The sequence below is a fragment of the Microbacterium ulmi genome (assembly GCF_011759705.1).
GTDB classification, from domain to species: Bacteria; Actinomycetota; Actinomycetes; order Actinomycetales; family Microbacteriaceae; genus Microbacterium; species Microbacterium ulmi.
The window spans coordinates 991,961-1,011,317 of record NZ_JAAOZF010000001.1 but is presented as its reverse complement, the minus strand read 5'-3'; the positions used below and the strand labels follow the sequence as shown (position 1 = coordinate 1,011,317).

At 73.0% G+C, this 19,357-nt stretch carries 12 protein-coding genes; 6 read left to right on the top strand and 6 right to left on the bottom strand.

Annotated elements, in window-relative coordinates:
• The first annotated feature begins 17 nt into the window (after nt 1-17).
• The 6 genes from FHS08_RS04825 to FHS08_RS04800 all read left to right on the top strand — a co-directional run bounded on the left by FHS08_RS04825 (nt 18) and on the right by FHS08_RS04800 (nt 5,326).
• Nucleotides 18-581 (top strand): TetR/AcrR family transcriptional regulator, encoded by a 564-nt coding sequence (locus FHS08_RS04825; protein WP_167036040.1) that lies wholly within the window; start codon nt 18-20, stop codon nt 579-581.
• Between the two features lie 220 nt (nt 582-801).
• Entirely contained in the window at nt 802-942 is a 141-nt protein-coding gene (locus FHS08_RS04820) for a hypothetical protein (protein ID WP_167036037.1), read from the top strand.
• A gap of 130 nt (nt 943-1,072) precedes the next feature.
• The gene (locus FHS08_RS04815; RefSeq protein ID WP_167036034.1) at nt 1,073-2,503 is read left to right on the top strand and encodes a DHA2 family efflux MFS transporter permease subunit; all 1,431 of its coding nucleotides are present in this window, start codon (nt 1,073-1,075) and stop codon (nt 2,501-2,503) included.
• A 247-nt stretch (nt 2,504-2,750) separates the two neighbouring features.
• The gene (locus tag FHS08_RS04810) at nt 2,751-3,515 is read left to right on the top strand and encodes an SDR family NAD(P)-dependent oxidoreductase (protein ID WP_167036031.1); all 765 of its coding nucleotides are present in this window, start codon (nt 2,751-2,753) and stop codon (nt 3,513-3,515) included.
• Between the two features lie 8 nt (nt 3,516-3,523).
• A complete protein-coding gene (locus tag FHS08_RS04805; protein WP_167036028.1) occupies nt 3,524-4,303 on the top strand; it encodes an enoyl-CoA hydratase/isomerase family protein in 780 nt (259 codons plus the stop codon).
• 165 nt (nt 4,304-4,468) lie between these two features.
• Nucleotides 4,469-5,326: an SDR family oxidoreductase gene (locus tag FHS08_RS04800; protein ID WP_424960788.1), complete on the top strand. Its 858-nt coding sequence runs from the start codon at nt 4,469-4,471 to the stop codon at nt 5,324-5,326.
• Nucleotides 5,327-5,351: 25 nt separating this feature from the next.
• Here the strand turns inward: FHS08_RS04800 and FHS08_RS16795 are convergent, their stop codons facing one another.
• The 6 genes from FHS08_RS16795 to FHS08_RS04770 are packed head-to-tail and all read right to left on the bottom strand — an operon-like array spanning nt 5,352 to nt 19,042.
• On the bottom strand, nt 5,352-5,990 hold the full coding sequence (locus FHS08_RS16795; RefSeq protein ID WP_167036025.1) for a LysE family transporter: 639 nt from the start codon (nt 5,988-5,990) through the stop codon (nt 5,352-5,354).
• Between the two features lie 25 nt (nt 5,991-6,015).
• A complete protein-coding gene (locus tag FHS08_RS16790) occupies nt 6,016-7,407 on the bottom strand; it encodes an ICP22 family protein (protein ID WP_167034298.1) in 1,392 nt (463 codons plus the stop codon).
• 9 nt (nt 7,408-7,416) lie between these two features.
• Nucleotides 7,417-7,893 (bottom strand): GNAT family N-acetyltransferase, encoded by a 477-nt coding sequence (locus FHS08_RS04785; RefSeq protein WP_167036022.1) that lies wholly within the window; start codon nt 7,891-7,893, stop codon nt 7,417-7,419.
• A 27-nt stretch (nt 7,894-7,920) separates the two neighbouring features.
• The gene (locus FHS08_RS04780) at nt 7,921-8,424 is read right to left on the bottom strand and encodes a Pycsar system effector family protein (protein ID WP_167036019.1); all 504 of its coding nucleotides are present in this window, start codon (nt 8,422-8,424) and stop codon (nt 7,921-7,923) included.
• A complete protein-coding gene (locus FHS08_RS04775; RefSeq protein ID WP_167036016.1) occupies nt 8,424-15,377 on the bottom strand; it encodes a hypothetical protein in 6,954 nt (2,317 codons plus the stop codon). The genes FHS08_RS04780 and FHS08_RS04775 overlap by 1 nt, the downstream gene beginning before the upstream one ends.
• Nucleotides 15,374-19,042 carry an AAA family ATPase gene (locus tag FHS08_RS04770; protein WP_341800405.1) on the bottom strand — a complete coding sequence of 1,223 codons (3,669 nt, stop codon included), beginning with the start codon at nt 19,040-19,042 and terminating at the stop codon, nt 15,374-15,376. Before FHS08_RS04770 ends, FHS08_RS04775 begins: the two co-directional genes overlap by 4 nt.
• Nucleotides 19,043-19,357 lie beyond the last annotated feature (315 nt).

Below are 19,357 nucleotides of genomic sequence, written 5' to 3'. Positions count from 1 at the left end.
AGTGTACAGTCACTCCCATGGCAACACGAAGCTCGATCCTCTCCACCGCCGAAGTGCGGCGTCCCATGGTCGCCGCTGCCGCTCTCGCCGAGTTCGCGCGCGGCGGCTACCACGGCACGACGGTCGCCGACGTCGCACGGGAGTCGCGGATCTCTCCCGCCTACGTCTTCAAGCTCTTCCCCCGCAAGGAGGCCCTCTTCGTCGCGGGGCTGGAGGCGTGCTTCGACGAGATCCTCGACGCGCTCGCGGCGGGTGCCGACGCCGCGGAGGACCAGAGCCCGGATGCCGTGCTCTACGCGATGGGCGGCGCTTACGCCGACCTCATCCGCGACCGCACGCTCCTGATGCTTCAGGTGCACGCGCAGTCGGTGGCCGACATCCCTGAGATCGGCGCGGCGCTGAGGGCGGGCATCGCCCGCATCACGAGATTCGCGAAGGACCGCTCGGGCGCCGACGACGACGCCGTGCAGCGCTTCGTCGCCTACGGCCAGCTGTGCCACCTGCTCGTCACGGCCCACATCGACGAGCTCGACGACGCGTGGGCGGTCATCCTGTCCCACGGCATCCGCCACCCCGACTGACCTGCGCAGGATGCGCGGCATCCTTCGCACGTCTCACAGAGTGAGTGATTGCTCACTCGCTGATCATCGCCACAGAGAGGAGAGAAGACATGAAGAACGAGATCACGATGCGATGGGTCGCCCTGGCACCCCTCGCACTCATCGTCGTCGCCCTGTTCAGCCAGTGGAGCTGACACACCCGCCACCACCCACGCACGACCCGAACCGAAAGGAACAGCACATGAGCACACAGATCGCCTCGGAGGCGCAGAGCCCCGTCGCCACCGCCCGGACCGCACGGACGGGGGAGAAGACCGCCTGGTGGATCACCTTCTCCGTCCTCACCCTCGCACTCGTCCTGATGCTCGGCCTCTGGAACTGACCGAGCCGGAGGCGGCCGGCCGGTCCGGCCGCCTCCCCCCTCCGATCCGGCCGAGTCCGGCATCCGGAGCCCCTCTCCACCCTCACCGGACGGCGGGCGTGCCCGCATCCCTCCCCGAAGGAGCAGCACCATGACCTCCACACTCACCCTGCCCGCGCCCGCTCCCCACGCGCAGCGCAGCACACGCCGCTGGGTCGCCCTCGGCATCCTCGCCCTCGCGCAGTTCCTCGTCGTGCTCGACGCGTCGATCGTCAACATCGCCCTCCCCGTCCTCGGCGACCAGCTGCACATGGACACGGCCGCCCTCGCGTGGGTCATCACGGCCTACGTGCTCGCCTTCGGCGGCCTGCTGCTGCTCGGCGGACGGCTCGCCGACCGCTACGGCCACCGCCGCGTCTTCCTCATCGGGACGGCTGGATTCGTGGCCGCCTCCGCCCTCGCGGGACTCTCCGTCAGCAGCGAGATGCTTCTGGGCGCCCGCGCGCTGCAGGGGCTGTCCGCCGCACTCCTGGCCCCCGCCGCGCTCGCGCTGCTGACCCACCTCTTCCCGGAGAGCCGCGACCGCGCCAAGGCGCTGGGCGTCTGGGGCGGCGTCGCAGGCATCGGCTCGGCGGCCGGCGTGCTGCTCGGGGGAGTGCTGACCGCATCCCTCGGCTGGCAGTCGGTGTTCTTCGTGAACGTGCCGGTCGGCGCGATCGTGCTCATCGCCATCCCGCTGCTCATCACGCGGGACGTGCCCGGAGCCCGCAGCGCCCTCGACGTCCCGGGCGCTGCGACCATCACCGGCGCGCTCGTCGCCGCCGTCGGTGCTCTGAGCGCGGTCGAGCAGGTCGGCTTCGCCCACCCGCTCGCGATCGGGCTCGCCATCGCGGCCGTCGTGCTGGCCGTCGCGTTCGTCTCCATCGAGCGGCGCTCCGCGTCGCCGCTCGTGCCGCTCGCGACATTCCGCAATCGCAACCTGACCGTCGGCAACATCGTGATGCTGCTCGTCGGAGCGGGCATGGTCGCGCTGTTCTTCGCCCTGTCCGTCTACATGCAGGCCGTGCTCGGATTCGACGCGCTGACGACGGGACTGACCCAGCTGCCGCTCGCGGGTGCGCTCGTGGTGGTCGCGGGCCTGGCCCCGTCGATCATCCATCGTCTGGGCACGAAGCCGACTCTCATCGCGTCGCTGCTGGTCCTCGCGGCCGGTCTCGTGTGGCTGTCGTTCGCGCCGAGCACGGCTGTGTTCGCCCTGCACATCCTGGGACCGAGCCTGCTCATCGGCGTCGGCATGGGCGGCGCGTTCGTCACCACGACCCACCTGTCGGTCGACGGCGTCGAGGGCGGCGAGGCGGGCCTGGCCGGCGGCCTCGTCAACACGAGCCAGCAGATCGGCGGAGCGCTCGGGCTCGCGGTGCTCTCCACGGTCGCCGCGGTGCGCACGAGCGCGCTGCTCGAAGCGGGGGCGACGACGCCGGATGCGATCACGGGCGGGTTCTCGTGGCTCTTCCTCGGGGCCGCGGCCGTGACGGTGGTCGCTGCGATCGCCGCGGGGTTCGCCGGGCGGCGCGTCGGCTGAGGCTGAGCGCGGTCGGCGTGGCTCGGGATGCCCGTCCCGGCCACGCCGACGCGTATGCGCACGTGGGCGCGCCGCCGCGCGGTGGATCGCCCGCGTCGCGCGGCACTCGCCCGTGAGGCGCGCGGCGGCCGCGCCCACGGGCTAGCGTGAGTTCGGACGCACACGACCCGTGGCGGGAGACGGTGGAACTCAGTCCCGCGTATGCTGGGACGCGATGCCGCGGCATCCGGACTTCGAAGGAGAATCCATGGACCTCATCGGGGCCTCTGCCCTCGTCACGGGAGGCGCGAGCGGGCTGGGACTCGCGACCGCCAGACGCCTGTCCGCCGCAGGCGCCGCGGTCACGATCGTCGACCTGCCGTCGTCGTCCGGCGCGGCACTCGCGGGAGAGCTCGGCGGCTCCTTCGCGCCCGCCGATGTCACCGACCCCGTCTCCATCGCCGCGGCGGTGGAGACGGCATCCGCAGCAGGACCCCTGCGCGTCGTGGTCAACTGCGCCGGCATCGCCCCGCCCGCGAAGGTGCTCGACCGCGACGGCGACCCGTCGCCGCTCGACGCCTTCGAGAGGATCGTCCGCGTCAATCTCGTCGGCACCTACAACGTCATCGCGCAGGCCGCGGCAGCGATCGCCAGGACCGCGCCCGACGCGACGACGGGCGAGCGGGGCGTGATCGTGAACACCGCGAGCGTCGCCGCGTTCGACGGGCAGATCGGCCAGCCCGCGTACTCCGCGAGCAAGGGCGGCGTGCACGCCATGACGCTGCCGATCGCGCGCGAGCTCGCACGCCACGGCATCCGCGTCGTCACGATCGCGCCCGGCATCATGGAGACCCCCATGCTCATGGGGCTTCCCGAGCCCGCGCGGGAGTCGCTCGGTCAGCAGGTGCCGTACCCGCAGCGCCTCGGACAGCCCGACGAGTACGCGCGCCTCGTCCTCGCCATCATCGACAACGGCTACCTCAACGGCGAGACGATCCGCCTCGACGGGGCCATCCGCATGGCACCGAAGTAAGGAGCAGCATGAGCGATTCGATCCTCCTGAGCGTCGAGGGCGGGCTCGCCCGCGTCACGTTCAACCGTCCCGCATACCTCAACGCGATGGACTTCGAGATGGGGCAGCGCTGGCGCGACGTCGCGCACGAGGTCACGTCCGACGCGTCGGTCGGAGCCGTGCTCCTGGATGCCGCAGGCCCCGCGTTCTGCGCGGGCGGCGACGTCGTCGCGATGGCGACGTCGGGCGCGGCGGGCGCGCAGATCACGGGCGCCGCGCACATCATCCATGACGGCATCCGCACGTTCGTCGAGTCGGACAAGCCCATCGTCGCCGCCGTGCAGGGCGCCGTCGCGGGCGGCGGCCTCGGACTCATGCTGACCGCCGACTACATCGTGGCCTCCGAGAAGTCCACGTTCGTCTCGAAGTACGCCAATATCGGACTGACGCCCGACCTCGGCGTCTCGACGCTGCTGCCGGCGGCGATCGGCCAGAGGCGCGCGCTGCAGCTCCTGCTGCAGGACATCACGATCGACGCCGAGACGGCGCTCGACTGGGGCCTCGTGACGGAGGTCGCTGCCCCGGATGCCGTGGCATCCCGCGCCGCGGAGGTCGCGCGGTTCTGGCTCGACAACGCGACGGCCGCGTTCGGGCAGGCCAAGCGGCTCATCCGCACCGGCGCGGCGCGCGCATTCGCCGACAACCTCGCAGACGAGGCGTCGACGATCGGCACACGCTTCGAGACCGACGAGTCGAGGCTCCGGGTGGCGGCCTTCGCCGCGGCATCCCGCAAGCGCGCGACATCCTGACCCGCCCCCTCCCTGCCCACCCCTCTCTCCAGCCCTCCCTGCCCACCCCTCGATGCCGAGTCCACCCTCCTCCGCCGAATCCACCCCTCATCGCCACATGAACGGCATGGACTCGGCGAGGCGGGATGGACTCGGCGGAGGTGACGAACTGTGAAAGTGACCGACATGACCGACGTGACCGACATGACCGACAAGACACTGGCCGGCAAGACCATCCTGATGTCGGGCGGCAGCCGCGGCATCGGCCTCGTGATCGCGCTGCGCGCCGCGCGCGACGGCGCCAACGTCGCCCTCCTCGCCAAGACCGGCACGCCGCACCCCAAGCTCGAGGGCACCGTCCACTCGGCCGCAGAGCAGATCCAGGATGCCGGAGGCCGCGCGCTCCCGATCGTCGGCGACGTGCGCAACGACGACGACATCACGGAGGCGGTGCTCAAGACCCAGGGCGAGTTCGGCGGCATCGACATCGTCGTCAACAACGCGTCCGTCATCGACCTGTCTCGCTCGCTCGACCTGCCGGCGAAGAAGTACGACCTCATGCAGGACGTCAATGTGCGCGGCACGTTCATGCTGAGCCGCGCGGCGGCGCCGATCCTCAAGGACGCGCCGAACCCGCACATCCTGTCGCTGTCGCCGCCGCTCAACCTCGATCCGAAATGGCTCGGCGCGCACACGGGCTACACGCTTGCGAAGTACGGGATGACGATGGCGACGCTCGGCATGGCCGCCGAGTTCGCGAAGCTCGGCATCGCGGCCAACACGCTGTGGCCGCAGACGACGATCGCGACGGCCGCCGTGCGGTTCGCGCTCGGCGGGGACGCCATGATGAGAGTCAGCCGCACTCCCGAGATCTACGCCGACGCGGCCTACCACGTGCTGCTCGAGCCGTCGCGCGAGTACACGGGGCAGACGCTCATCGTCGAGGACGTGCTGCGGGATGCCGGCATTACCGACCTCTCCGGGTACGCCGCCGTCCCGGGCACGCCCGACGACGAGCTGTTCCCCGACATCTTCCTGGGCTGACGAGGATCAGCGCGGCCGATGCCCGTCAGTGCGGGTCGCCGCTGACCGCGAGGATGCCGCCGAGCCCGATCATCATGCCGCCGCCCGTCGCCGTGAGCCGCTCGACGCGCTTCGGCGAGCGCGCGAACCACGCGCGGGCCCCGGCCGCGACGAACACCCACACGGCGTCGGAGACGACGGCGATCACGGCGAACACGAGTCCGAGCTCGAGCATCTGCAGCGGCACCGATCCGGCGCGCAGGTCGACGAACTGCGGAAGCACCGCGACGAAGAACGCGATCGTCTTGGGGTTCGTGATGCCGACGACGAAGCCCTGCAGCAGCTGACGCCCGTGCGAGCGCGGCAGCGTCGACGGGCCGACGGGGGCCGCGGCATCCTTGCGATGGCGGATCGCCTGAATGCCGAGGTACACGAGGTACAGGGCGCCCACGACCTTGAGGGCGACGAAGAGCGGGACGGACTGCGCGACGAGGCCCCCGACGCCGAGCGCGACGGCTCCCACGATCGGGATGAGCCCGAGCGCGACGCCGATCACGCTCAGCAGGCCCCCCGTACGGCCGAGCGCCAGGGTCCGGCCGACCGAGAACAGGACCGCGGGTCCGGGGATGACGATCAGCACGAGGGCGGCGAGCGAGAAGGCGAGGAGTCTGTCGGGCGGGACCACGCAGCAACGATAGTGCGGTTGCCGGTCAGCCGAAGGCGTCGGCGGGGCGGGAGCCGCCGCCGAGCACCCGCACGCTGTCGTCGGGCGTCCACCAGAAGCCCAGGCGCTCACCCGACGCGAGGCCGGCGGGCAGCTCGTCCGGATCGATCTGGGAGTACGGGACGGACACGAACAGCCCGCCGCGCTCCCAGCCCTCGCGAGGCCCGCACGCGCTCTTGACGTAGGCGGTGCCGGTGCCGGCGACCACGATGCACAGCCGGTCTCCGCCGTCGACCTCGGCGGCGCCGAGCCACAGGCCGAACCCGTAGAACTCGCCGAGCGCTCGCGCCCACCGCACCTCCCACAGTGCAGGAACCCGCGGCATGCCGGCCGCGGGCATGCTCTCGTCTCCGTCGATCGACCCGCCGACCGGCACGCGCAGGAGCAGGATCGAGTCGGCGGGCGCGCGGAAACGAGCCGGGTGAGGGGATGCCGCAGCCTGCGTCCCCTCGATGAGCGAGGCCGCTCCTCGGACGATGTAGACGGAGCGGTCGGCGGCCCACCAGAAACCGAGGCTCTGACCCAGGCCGAGCCCGTCGGGGCGCTCGGCCGGATCGATCGAGGCGTAGGGCACCGGCACGAACAGCGCTCCGCGCTCCCACCGGCCATGCGGCTCGCATCGGCCCCGCGTCGCATCTGCGTGCACCAGGACGATGCACAGCATGTCGGACGTGCCGCGGTCGATCCCTCCGATCCAGAGCTCGCTCCCGTAGTAGTCGCCGAGGTAGTCGGTCCAGCGCAGGCGCCCCTGCACGGGGAAGTCGGGGACCTCGCCCTCGGGGGGCGTGCCGTAGCTGCCGAACTGCCCGTCCATCGGGAGCGTGAGGAGCACGACGGCACCCTCCGGAAGCCCGTACGACGCCTGCTCTGCGGTGGCAGCGGGCTCGGCATCCGGTGCCGCCCGCAGCGCGGACACGGCCCACCCTCCCATCAGCAGCGCGGCGACGGCCGCAGCGCCCACGACGGCGGTGCGGCCGGTGCGCCGCCGCCGCGCCGGCTCGACGCCCTCGTCGCCGGCGTCGCGCTGGTATCCGGGGTCACGCGGGTCGCCGGGGTCGCGCGGGTATCCGGGGTCGCGCGGGTCGCCGGGGTCGCGCGGGTATCCGGGGTCACGGGCAACGCCGACGCCATCGCCGGACGCGTCCCCGATCCCGCCGTCGAGCGGCCGGGTCGCCGGCTCTCCGGCCCACGGATCGTTCCCGTCGCCGGCGCGCGTGCCCGGAGGAGAGCGCCCGGCCGATGCCGAGGCTGCGCCGTGGACGATCCGCTCCAGCAGCTCGAGGCGCGCGATCGCACCCGGATCGGCCTGGATGTCGGCTGCCGGACCGTACGCGCGTGCGCGCAGGGCATCCAGCTCGGCGCGGGTCGCGGCATCCATCGTCGTCTCCTAGAGGCGCTTGCGAAGGAAGACCTGCTCGATGCCGTCGTCCCCCGGCACGCGCTGCGCCTCGGCGTAGCCGGAGCGCTCGTAGAGGCGCAGGTTCGCGGCGCTGAGCGAGCCCGTGAACAGCTCGGCCTCGGCGGCGCCGGCCCCGCGCCCGCGCTCTTCGACAGCGCTCAGGAGCCTCGAGCCGATCCCGAGGCCCTGCACGTCCGGTGCGATCGCGAGGCGGCCGACGAGCAGCAGGGCTCCGTCGCGCCGCGCGCGGACCGCCCCGACCATGCGGGGGCCCAGGTGCGCCACGAGCCCGAGGTTGTCGTGCAGCTCGGCCGTGAGCTCGTCGAGCGTCTGCGTCAGCGGCGCCATGCGGGGCGTCGCGTAGATGAGCGCCTCCTGCACGAAGGCCGCACGCTGCAGGGTCAGGACCTCGCCGGCATCCTCGACGCGGATGTCGCGGATCGTGACTTCGGCCCCCGCGCCCACGGCGCCAGCCTATGCCCCCCGGGGCGGTCAGATCGCGAAGAGGAAGGACGCGACCACGAGCAGCGACGCGATGCCGGCGAGGACCATCGACGAGCGGATCGCGCGATACTTGCGCTGCACGAGCGCCGAGAGCACCAGCAGCTGCTGATACGTCCGCTCGGGCGGCTGCAGCCCGCGCTCCAGGAGCGCCTCGCCCACCTCCTCCGGAGAGGCGAACTGCCGGATCTGCCCCCAGTAGGTGATCGCGCCCGACCCCGGAGCGCGGCTCAGGCGAGGCCAGACCGCGAGCGCGGCGGCGAGCACGGAGCCGGCGGCCGCGACGGCGCACACCGACCAGAGCACCGTCGCGGCGGGCCCGAGGGAGGCGGGGCTCCACGAGCCGCTCAGCACTCCGCTCAGCACGATGCTGAACGCGATGCCGAGGCTGCCGATGAGCAGCGACGCCTTCTGGTCCGCGCGGTCGATCTCCTCGCGCACCTCGGCGAGCATGTCGGCCGCCAGTGCCCCCGGGTCGCGGTCGGATTCAGCCATCACTTGACTCCGAAGGTGAAGGTGAACGACGTGCCGTCCGCGAGGAGGACCTTGTACGTGTACTTCTTGCCGCCCGCGAGCTTGACGGTCGAGATCTGGCCGAGCCAGGCGTCCGCGGCCTTCACATAGACGAAGCCCGTGATCGGGATGTACCAGAGCTCGTTGATCTTCGCGTTCTTCGGCAGCGTCGTGGTCGAGACGAGGGTCACGGACCTGACGAACCCCTTCGTGCCGATGGGCTTGCCGTCGGCGTCGCACGCGCGGAAGGTGATCGGCACGCCCGACGTGCGCAGGAACACGCTCGACCCGTCGGCCTCGAGCGGGATCTGGGCCGTGCGGTCGAGCACACCCTTGCACGTCTTCGCGCTCGGCGCCTGCACGGTGTAGACGGCCGCGGAGGTCGCCGTGTTGCCCGCGTTGTCCGTCGCGCGGCACGCGACGGAGGCGGGGCCGGGGGTCGAGGTCAGCGGGGTGTCGCAGGACTGCGTCGCGACGCCGGAGCCGGCATCCGTCGCGTTCGCCGTCGCGGTCGCCGTCCCGCCCTGCGCGACCGTCGGCGGAGTCACCGACGGCGCGAGCGCCGGCGCCGTCGCGTCGACGTGCACGCGGATCGAGGTCGTCGCCGTGCGGCCGAGGATGTCGTGCACCGTGCCTGTGACGACGACTCCCGCCGTGCCCGTGTCGGCCGAGACCGTCTGCGGCGCGCTGCAGTCGAGTGCCGCGATGCCCGAGCACGTGAAGGTGACCGTGACGGGCGTCGTGCTCCACGAGCCCTCCACGTACGCGCCGGAGGCGTTCGTCGCGCTCGCCGAGATCTGCGGGACGGGGGGCGGCGTCGCCACCGTCGCCTCGGCCGCCGCCGCATGGCCCTCCGTGAGCCCGTCGGACGGCGTCACGGTGACGCGGATGACGTCGCCGGGCGTCGCGCCGACCTCGGCGAGCCAGAGCGTCGAGCCGCTCTGATCGGCAAGGGGCGCGCCGTTGCGGGTCCACGCGTACGCGAGCGTGACGGCATCCCCGTCGGGGTCGGCGCCGACCGCGTGGGCCGTGAGCCGCGATCCCGCCTCGACGGGATCCGTGTCGGACGTGAGCGTCACGGATGCCGTCGGCGCGGAGTTGGGCAGCGGGACGCTCACCTCGATCCGCAGGTCGGAGCACGCCCGCCCGCGGCACACCGTCAGCGTGGCGATGTACGCGCCCGGCGTCGTGAAGCGCTGATCGATCACGGCACGTGTCCTGCCGTCGTCGCCCGTCACGACGGGGACGATCGAGCCGCCTCCGACCGCCGATCCGTCCGTCGCCTCGAGCGCGAGCCGGGCGGTGAGCGCGTCGCCCGCCGTCGCATCGGTCACCTCGACCGCGCGGCGCAGCGCCTCGCCGAGCGGGACCGTCGCGGCGGCGCCCGCCACCTCGAGCACGGGCGCCGGCGCGTCCTCGACGGGGAGCTGTCCCCGGTTGGTGTCGACGGCGACATTGCCCGCGGCATCCGCCGCCTGCAGGATCCAGCGGTAGGCGCGATCGTCGTCCGGCAGCTGGACGCGCCCCGCCCCCGAGGCCGAGATCGTGGCGCTGAGCGGCAGCCACTGCGTGTCGCCCTCGTACTGCACGAGCAGGATGCCGCGAGCGACGGCAGAGCCCGTCCCGTCCACGCGGAACTCGAAGCCGCGCGACGTGTCGATGCCCGAGATCGCGGGCGGCGTCGTGTCGTCCGACGTCTCGTCTGCGTACACGATCTCGAGATCGAGCCGCGTGAACCGCTCGAGCGCCCCCGTGCCGACGGCCCCACCGCGCGGGGCCTGGACGCGACCCGGTGTCACGACGACGAAGTCGGCGGGTCCGTCGGGGGTGTCCTGCCGGGTGATCGTCGCGAAGCTCGACGGGAACGCGGCGCCCGTGCGGTCCGCGCTCGTCTGGTCGACCCCCACTCCGGGCTGGGCGATGGCGGGGGTCACGCCGCTCTCGATCTCGGACGTGAGGCCCGAGATCAGCACGCCTCGCGGCGTGAGGCCCTCCTCCGCGCGCAGCTGCGACACGAGCTTGGGCAGCACGGGCTGGCCCGCCACGACGGCGGGGCTCTGCCCGTCGGCGACGAGGTACGACACGTCCTTGCCCGCGGCATCCTGCACCGTCCGCTTCTGGAACGCGGGAGTCAGCGACAGCGACGCGGACGAGAGCCCGTCGTCGGACGTCCGCAGCGGTGCGAGCTCGGCCGGGATCCGGGGGACGGGAGCGGTCTTCGTCGTCGCGGCGTCGGCGAACGTGTACATCGGCAGGCCGTAGTAGACGGCGCCCATGAGGACCTTCTCGTCGTAGCCCGAGTACAGGCCGAGCCCGCCGAGGTAGGACTGCTTCGCGTAGGTGAGGGCCTCGGATGCCGAGACCTTCCGCCCGTCGGCCTCCACGCCGATCCAGTCCGCGTAGAGGGCGAGCAGGCGCTCGCCGAGCGCCGTCGTGACGTTGTTGGCGAGGCCGTATCCCGTGTTGCCGACGTAGCCGCCCGCCCGCGAGAAGACGTCCACCCAGTCGAGGGAGTCCTCGCCGTAGTACGCGGTGGGCAGGTCGTTGCCCGCGTGGCAGCCGATGAGGAAGATGAGCGAGCCCGCGAGGTCTTCGGCATCCGCATCGGAGACGGAGCCGGAGGTGAACAGGTCCGCATCCTGGAAGACGCCCTTCTCCGCCCCGGGGACACCGGGCAGCATCCGCCGTTCGTCGGCGTGCGTGTTGATCGAGACGACGGCGGGGCTCTCGTCCTCGCCGGGGAAGAGCGCGCCCGTCACGTCGTCGAGGTCCCACGTGCCGTCCTCGGCCGTCGATCCCAGCGTGGCGTTCGACGTCGACCGCCACGACAGCGCCGTCGTCACGTCGTCGGGCAGCTCGCTCCACGCGCCGTATCCGGCCGTGACGGTCGAGTCCGCCTCGAGCACGCCCTCCGCGTCGATGAAGCGCTCGACGGTCGCCCGGATCTGGTCCGGCGTCTCGACGAGCCGGCCGAGGGCCGTCGTCGGGACGTAGAGGAACCCGCCGAGCGACTGGTAGGCGTTCGCGAGGCCGTAGGGATCGTCGGTGAGGATGTCGGATGCCGCGGCCGCCGCCGACAGCGGCGTCGCGCACGCGTCGAGAGCGCCGGGCGCGACCTCGGCCGGGCAGGCGCCGCCGCCGATCGGCTCTGCGAGCCGGAGGTCGGCCGCGTGGCTCTGCTCCGTGAACTGGCTCGTGTGCTGCGGCACCGGCGCCATCGGGACGATGTCGTCGCCGCCGACGATCACGACGGAGCGGATCCGGTCGCTCCGGTCGCCCAGCTGCTCTGCGACGTATGTGTTGATCGCCGCCGTGAGCCCGCGGCGCGCCTGCATGGAGCAGGGGTTCTGGTCGAGGATCGAGCGGGCGGCGCGCACGCGGTCGTCGGCGTCGACCGAGAGAACCGCGCCCTGCACGGTCGACTCGTCGACCCGGCCCGTTCCCGTGAGCTCCTCCAGGGCCTCGCGCACGGCGTCGGCGCCGTCGGCGCCGTACGTGTCGCCGTAGCGCTGCGTGTCCATGAGGTAGACCGTGTTCGTGTCGTCGGTGACGGGATCGCTCACGCCGATCCGCCCAGCCTGTTCCGCGGGGACGGGCACCCACGGGCTGCACACCGACTCGACGGGCTCCGCGATGTACTGGACGCGCAGGGAGTACATCGACGAGCTCGCGCGGCCATCGCCGCTCGCGACCCGGACGAGCAGCCGCTCGCCGGCCGCAGCATCCGTGGAGGCGGCCTCCACCTCTGCCCGGCCCGTGCCCCTCTGAACGGACTGATCGAGAAGCACCTGCCCTGGGATGCCGGTGCCCGCGTCCGCCCCCGCCTCGGCAGGGGCGTCGGCTGCGCCGGTCTGCTCGGTCACGAGAGTGCCGGGGACGGGGCCCGCGTCGGCGAGCCCGAGCCTCGCGGCGTCGGGGTCGGCGCCCCGGCTGCCGTAGAGCGACAGCGACACCTGACCGTCGCTCGCGTTCGTCGAGATCACGAGCCGCTTGCCCGGGGGCGGCGCGTCGACGAGATAGAAGTCCTCGTCGCCTGCAGGGCCCTGGATCGGCTGGCCCGTGTTGTCGTCGTTGTCGAGCCAGGCGGGCGAGATCCATTCGTAGTAGAGCGTGCCCTCCTTCAGGACGACCCCCTCGTGGCCGGGCTGCCATCCCGTCTCCGGAGACCAGTTGTGCTCGGGGTCGTCCCACAGGGCGAGAGGCTGCTCGCCGCCGAGGGCGCTCTCGACGCGCTGGCTTCCCGAGGTGAGCGAGGCCGTCGCCAGCGGGTGGCCGACGACGGTCGAGAACGAGTACGTCGCGTCCAGCTCGAAGACGGTGCCCGCCTGCGTGTCGGCCATGGGCACCGTGACGAGCTGCCCGTCGGTCGTCAGGGGGCCGTCGTACTGGGCGGCGTCGTTCCATGCCGTGTACGGACCCGATCCCCGCGCGACCAGCAGGATCGGCACGGTGCCCGCCGGCAGCGTGATGCTCGCCGTCGGCGCCTCGAAGCCTGTCGGGTCGCCCGGCCCCGCGTCGAAGGTGAACCGGAACGGCGCCGTCGTGCCGCAGCGTGCGCCGCCGACGCACGACATTCCCGTCGCGCGGGAGGCGGCGCGGGGGTCGATCGAGGTCGCCGCGACCTGCTCCCACGGATAGCTCTCCGCGTCGAGCAGCGAGAAGAGCACGGTGCCGAACGTGAGCGACGAGGCGCCCTTCGCGAGGTCGCCGAAGGTCGCCGTGCCGAGGAGGGGCGCCGACGGCGCGGCGAGCGTTCCCGTGATGCCGGCGTCGCCGAACAGGGCCGTGAGCGCCGACGCGTCCAGCGTCGTCACGTCGAGGTCGCCCAGCGGCGTGCCGGGCAGAAGCGCGGGGTCGATCTGCATCGACCCGAGGAGCGTGTCGTCGATGACGTCGTCGTCGAGGCCGCTCAGCGAGAGCAGGTCGATGCCCGATGCGGCGATGTCGAGTCCTGCGGCGTCCAGCTCGGCGAGCACGGTGTCGTCGTCGACGCGGATCTGCAGTCCCTGAGCGTCGATGCGCGCCTGCCAGCGCGCCGCGGTCGACCCCGTGCCGGGAATCGGAAGGTCGGCCACACGTGCTCCGCCGAGCGCGTAGGAGGCGAGGCTGAGCGAGTCGAGGCCGCTCCCCTCGAGTCCGACGTCGACGAGCGTCAGCGAGCGGATGCGGATGCCGGCATCCGTCCCGGGGTTCTCGTTCGCCCACGCGAGCACGTCGTCGAGGGTCACGGTCTGGATCAGCTCGCCCTGGAACGGCGTGCCCTCGAGCACCTGCGGCCAGCCGCCCGGCAGGTCCAGCCGGTAGATCGGGAGCCGGTAGATGGGGAGCCGGTAGATCGGCAGGCGGTAGATGGGGGAGTCGTCCACGAGGAGCCGGTAGATGGGCAGCCGGTAGATCGGCAGGCGGTAGATGGGCAGCCGGTAGATGGGCAGCCGGTAGATCGGCGAGTCGGCGAGCGTCGCCGCATAGCCGCGCAGCGACGCGAGGGGGATGCTCGAGATCGGCACCTCCGTGACGAACGACGGCGCGATGATCTGGCCCTGAGTGTTCGCGATCGACAGCCCGTCGTTCGAGTGGCTGTCGACGACGTGGATCCGCCCCGGCCCGGGGGTCTGGAACGCCACCGTGCGACCCGACGCCGAGAGGCTCGCGTGCGACCCCTCCGCGACGTCGTACCACTCGCCGAACAGGATGCCGCTGCACGGCACCTGCTCGGTGGCCATCGAGTCCCACCACGAAGGCCGCTGCATCCGCACGACGGGCTCGGGCAGCGGCGGCGAGGGGACTCCGCCGTTGCCGAAGTCGAATGCGGGGACCGTCGTCGTCCACGCGACAGTGCTCGCGTCCGCCGAGATGACCGGATCGGCGACGGAGCCCGATCGCTGGTCCGCGCCGATCGTGCCCACCGCGATCGAGAACGCGCCGGAGGAGTATCCGAGAGCCGAGGCGATGACGGTCGGCTGTTCGCCGCACGCGGCATCCTGCACGTACGCGAAGGCGCGGCCGGTCGCGTCGATCGAGGCGCGGCCGAGCACCCGCGTCGCGATCCAGGTCGACCCGGGCAGGAAGCCGAGCTCCCCGGGATCGAGCGTCAGCGCGTACAGGGTGTCGAGGTCCGAGACGGACCCGCCCTCTGGCGACCAGCGCGTGAGGATGCCGACGACGCGGCCGTTGCCGCTGATCACGGCGTCGCGCGTGCCCGTCGGGACCGTCGCGCCGGGGAACAGCCGCACCAGCTCCAGGTCGCCGTACGTCCCGTCGCCGTCGGCGTCGAGGTCGACGACGAACGAGTCCTGCGCGCCGTTGACGTCGTCTCCCGGTGCGCCGAGGTTGTCGGCGTCGGAGGTGAACACGAGCCGGCGGCCGTCGTCGCTCAGATCGGGCCGCGAGGACGACCCGTTCGGCTCGGCGGAGCCCTGGATGCGGAACGTCGTGTTCTTGAGCGTGTCGCGCACGTACACGTACGTGCGTCCGTCGCCCGTGCTCGGCAGGTCGACGAGGTTCGTCGCGCTGCTCGTGAAGGCCACGATCCGCCCGTCCATGCTCGCGACGGCCTCGTCGCTCGCGCCGTTCGCGCGTGCCGCGCCGACCGGGCCGTCTGGGGTGCTCACGAGCGTCGGCGTGCCCGAGAACGGGTCGTCCGAGCCCTGCGCCGCCGTCGACAGGAAGACGTCGGGCAGGCCGTTCGCGTCGCCGGCGACGAGGTCGTCGGCCGTCGAGGTGAACACGACCCGCTGCGCGTCCGCGGTCAGGAAGACGCTGTCGGATGCTCCGCCCTGACCCCCCGCGACCTCGAAGGTCTCCGCGCCGGCCGGCAGCGGCGCCGCGTCGGCGGCGGGCGCGTCCGGTGCCGCGACCGTCACGAGCCCCGCCAGGAGAAGCGCGGCGATGCCCGTCGTGGCGACGGCGCGCCGGGGGAGGACTGCCTGGATCATCGCGTCGACTCCGTCGGGGAAAGGATCTCGGAGGCGTCGGTCACGTCGCCGCGGACGCCGGGAACGGCAGGGGCGAGAAGCGCCTCGGGGTCGACGACACCGAGGCCGAGCAGGATCGCGCGCGCGTCGCGCAGGAGCGCGTCGGCAGAGCCGCCTGCGGACAGGCGCGTCAGGAGGGCGAGCGAGTGGGCGCGCTCGAACGGGGGCGACGCGGGAACGTCGAGCGCCTCCAGGGCGAGCCGCTGCGCCTCCGCCGCGTCTCCGAGCGCCGCCGCGACCCGCGCCCGCTGCCGGAGCAGGCGGCTGAGCGAAGGCCCCGCCGCGTCGGCGTCCTGGACCGTCTCGAGCACCTCGGCGGCGGCGGGCGCGTCGCGTGCGTCGAGCGCGGCCTCCGCGAGCCGTATCCGGGCGTCGATCGCGGAGTCCTGCTCGCCGAGCTCGGCGAAGCCCGCGGCCGCCTTCGCGAACGCCGCGCGCGCGGCATCCGGGTCCGACGCGCGCAGCGCGGCGCGACCGAGGAACCCTGTCGCGAAGGAGACGAGGTAGGGGTTGTCCGATGCCTCGAACACGTGCAGCGACTCGGCGATGAGGGGCCGGGCCTCGTCGATGCGACCCTGGTCCACCAGGATCTCGGCGGCGTTCGCCGACTCGATCGCGGCTCCGACGACGTCGCCCGCCGCCTCCGCCGCGGCTCCCGCCTGACCGTACAGCACCGCCGCCGTCGTCCAGTCGCCGCGATAGTACGCGCGCGCGCCCAGCACGTTGAGCACCTTCGACTTGGAGAGCTCGTCGCCCGCGCGGTCGTACAGCTCGAGCGCGCGCGGAAGGTTGACCATGCCGGCGTCGCCCTCGACCTCGCCCGCCGCGATGTCGGAGTATCGCAGGGCGTCGGCGAGGACGCGCGTCTCGGTGTCGTTCGACGCGCGGCCGTCGAGCGCTGTGATCGCGCCCTCCGCGAGGCGGCGGGCGTCGTTCCAGCGCGCCTGCCGCAGACGCAGGCCCGCCTCCGTGACGTCGACGGCTGCGAGGATCGCCCGTCCTTCCTCGCCCGCGCCGGTCAGCGCCCGCCGGGCCGCCCGCAGCGCGCGCACCGCCTCCGTCTGCCGGCCGAGGACAGTGAGCGCGTACGCGCGCTCACGGTCGACGCGTGCGCGGGCGATGGCGTCGACGAGGAGCTTGCGCGCGGCCGAGAACGCCTCGAGCCCCTCCTTCGCCCATCCGCCCGCGACGCTCACGCGACCGAGCGCTTCGAGCAGGTCGGCGAGCTCGTCGCCGTCCCCCGAGCGCTTCGCAGCCTCCACCGCGACGCGGTAGGCCCGCACCGCCTCCTCGAGCGCGAACGCCTGCGTCGCCGCCTCGGCGGCCTGGCGTGCGGCATCCTGCGCCGCCTCCCAGTCCCCGGCCGCCTCGTAGTGCGCGGCGAGCATGACGGCGCGGGATGCCCCTCCGACCGAGGGATCCGCCTCGAGCGCCGCCGCGGCGGCACGATGCAGCTCGCGGCGCGTCTGGAACGTGAGCTGGTCGTACGCGACGTCGCGGAAGAGCTCGCTGCGGAACGACACGGCCTCCGGACCCAGCTCGAGGAACGCGCCGAGGCCGCCGACGATGAAGGGCGCGCCGACGCATCGGACGTAGAGCCCGAGCGGGATGCGGGTGCCGAGCACGGCGGCTCGGCGCAGGACGCTGCGCTCGTGCTCGGGAAGGAGGTCGATGCGCTCCCCGACGAGCTGCTCGATGCCGAGGGAGTCGTCTCCCGTCGCGAGGCCCGTCGCGAGCTCGATCGCGTACAGCGGATTGCCGTCGGCCCTGCGGATGAGGGGCTTCGCGTCGGCCGGGAGGAGCTTGCGGCCGGCGACGGCTTCGACGATGTCCCGGACCTCGGTCTCGCCGAGGCCGCCGAGCGCGACGACGTCGCCGAGCGGTCCGAGGCCGCCCGTCTCGTCGCGCCGCACGAGGATGATCGCGTGCGTCGAGTCCGCGGCCGCGACGGCGTCGAGCACGCCCGCCGAGACGGGATCGACCCACTGCGCGTCGTCGATCACGAGGACCCCGAGCTCGACCGCGGCGACCGCGATGAACCGCGCGAGCACGTCGGACGTGCGTTCGGCGCGGAACGCGTCGTCGAGGGCATCGGACTCGGGGGTCTCCCGCGCCTCCGCGTCGAAGGCGGGGGCGAGCAGGGGGAGCCAGGGCGCGAGGTCGGGGGCGCGGGCGCCGACCGCAGCGGCGAGCTCCGCGCCGGCCTCCGCGGCGGTCGCCGACGCGGGGATGCCGAGCAGCGGCCGCAGCAGCGTCTGCAGCGTCCGGTACGGCGTGTTCGCGCCGTACCGGTCGCCGCGTGCGCGCAGGACGGGCAACGGCGTCTCGGCGAGGGCGTGCTCGACCAGACGCGTCTTGCCGATGCCGGCCGGGCCGGACACCGTCATGAGGATGCCGCGGCCTGCCGCGGCATCCGCGAGCGCATCGCGCAGCCGGGCGAGCTCGCGCTCGCGCCCCGAGAACGGCGCCCGCTGCACGGCGAGCTCGGTCGCGCCGCCGATCCCCGTCGCGATCGCGACCGGGATCTCCTGCGTCTTCCCCTTGACCGTCAGGGTGCCTGCGTCCTCCGTCTCGAACGGTCGGCTCGTGCGCTCGAGGGCGGAGCGGGCCACGAGCACGGTGCCGGGGGCCGCCCGCGCGGCGAGCCGGGCCGCGAGGTTCGTCGGGTCGCCCATCACGGTGTACGTCTGGCGGTACTGCGCCCCGACGAAGCCGGCGAAGACGCGCCCCGACGTCACGCCCGCGCGCACGCGGTCGTCGCCCGCCGCGCGCACGATCCGCAGGACCGCCGTGATGAGCCGGCCTTCCGGGTCCTGGGCCGTCGTCGGGGCGCCTGCCGTGAGGAAGTAGCGGTAGCCTCCCGGCGCAGGGTCGACGTCGAGGAGCGTCACGCCCGTGTCGACGGCGGCCTCCTCGACGACGCGGGTGAGATGCCGCATCCGCTCGACGTCGTCGGCCGTCGGCTCGCCCGCGATCGCGTCCACCTGCACGAACGCGATGGCGGCCCAGCGGTGGTCGGGCTCGGAGTCGAGCAGATCGGGGCGCTGCGCGAAGGCGCGCGGCAGGAACCGCTCCGCCGCCGCCGTCCGCCCGACACTCAGCGCCATGAGCGAGGCCGACGCGACGGAGCCCGCCTTGAGGAGCCTCCGCGCGCCGGGCGCGGACTCCTCCTTCGCGATCTGCGTCGCCGGCAGGAGCGCGGCGGTCTCGTCGCTCACGAGGATGCGGCCCGCGTCCGCTGCCGCCTGCAGCGCCAGCACGCGCGTCGTGTCGCGCCCCGTCAGCACGACGCTGACGTTGTCGGCTCCGGTCAGGAAGAACTCGAAGGTCCCGCTGTGGACGCCGACCGACATCCGGAGCCTCGCGCGGGCCATCGGGAGGTGGATGTCGCCGATCGCGGTCAGGACGCGGTTCATGTTCCACGCGGCATGCGCGGCGTGCTTCGCGTGCTCCGGCCCGGAGAACAGGAGGAACAGCGCATCCCCGGCGAACTTGACGATGTCGCCCCCGTCGTCCGTCGAGGGAAGGAGCACCGTGAAGATGCGCGACAGCGTCGCGATGAGCTGCTCGGTGCCTTCGCGTCCGGATGCCGCCAGCTGCTCCGACAGCGCCGTGAACCCCGAGATGTCGATGACGACGGCCGTCCCCTCGACGCGCAGTCGGGGCGGCGCGTCGTCTGCGAGCCCGTGGAGCAGTCGAGGGCTCAGCGCTGAAGCCGTGATGTGCCCGCTCAGCGGAGTCGCCTCCTTTTGCGGCGACGGGTCGCGACCGGGAGGGGTGGGGCTGGTCGCTGTACTCGGCGTCTAGATGAGAAATATCTCAGACAACGGCGGCTCTGCGCTATGGGCAACGGACCCGATCGTCGCGCGTCGCCGTGCGGCGTCATCCGTCCGGGCTGCGGCGGGGCGCGGCATCCGCTCTCACCAGCGCTCACGCAGGCT

Excerpts from the sequence above, each read along its gene's own strand:
- FHS08_RS04810 (WP_167036031.1), top strand. The coding sequence starts at position 2,751 with ATGGACCTCATCGGGGCCTCTGCCCTCGTCACGGGAGGCGCGAGCGGG.
- FHS08_RS04780 (WP_167036019.1), bottom strand. The coding sequence starts at position 8,424 with ATGGCTGAATCCGACCGCGACCCGGGGGCACTGGCGGCCGACATGCTC.
- FHS08_RS04820 (WP_167036037.1), top strand. The coding sequence starts at position 802 with ATGAGCACACAGATCGCCTCGGAGGCGCAGAGCCCCGTCGCCACCGCC.
- FHS08_RS16790 (WP_167034298.1), bottom strand. The coding sequence starts at position 7,407 with ATGGATGCCGCGACCCGCGCCGAGCTGGATGCCCTGCGCGCACGCGCG.
- FHS08_RS04825 (WP_167036040.1), top strand. The coding sequence starts at position 18 with ATGGCAACACGAAGCTCGATCCTCTCCACCGCCGAAGTGCGGCGTCCC.
- FHS08_RS04800 (WP_424960788.1), top strand. The coding sequence starts at position 4,469 with ATGACCGACGTGACCGACATGACCGACAAGACACTGGCCGGCAAGACC.
- FHS08_RS04805 (WP_167036028.1), top strand. The coding sequence starts at position 3,524 with ATGAGCGATTCGATCCTCCTGAGCGTCGAGGGCGGGCTCGCCCGCGTC.
- FHS08_RS04775 (WP_167036016.1), bottom strand. The coding sequence starts at position 15,377 with ATGATCCAGGCAGTCCTCCCCCGGCGCGCCGTCGCCACGACGGGCATC.
- FHS08_RS04815 (WP_167036034.1), top strand. The coding sequence starts at position 1,073 with ATGACCTCCACACTCACCCTGCCCGCGCCCGCTCCCCACGCGCAGCGC.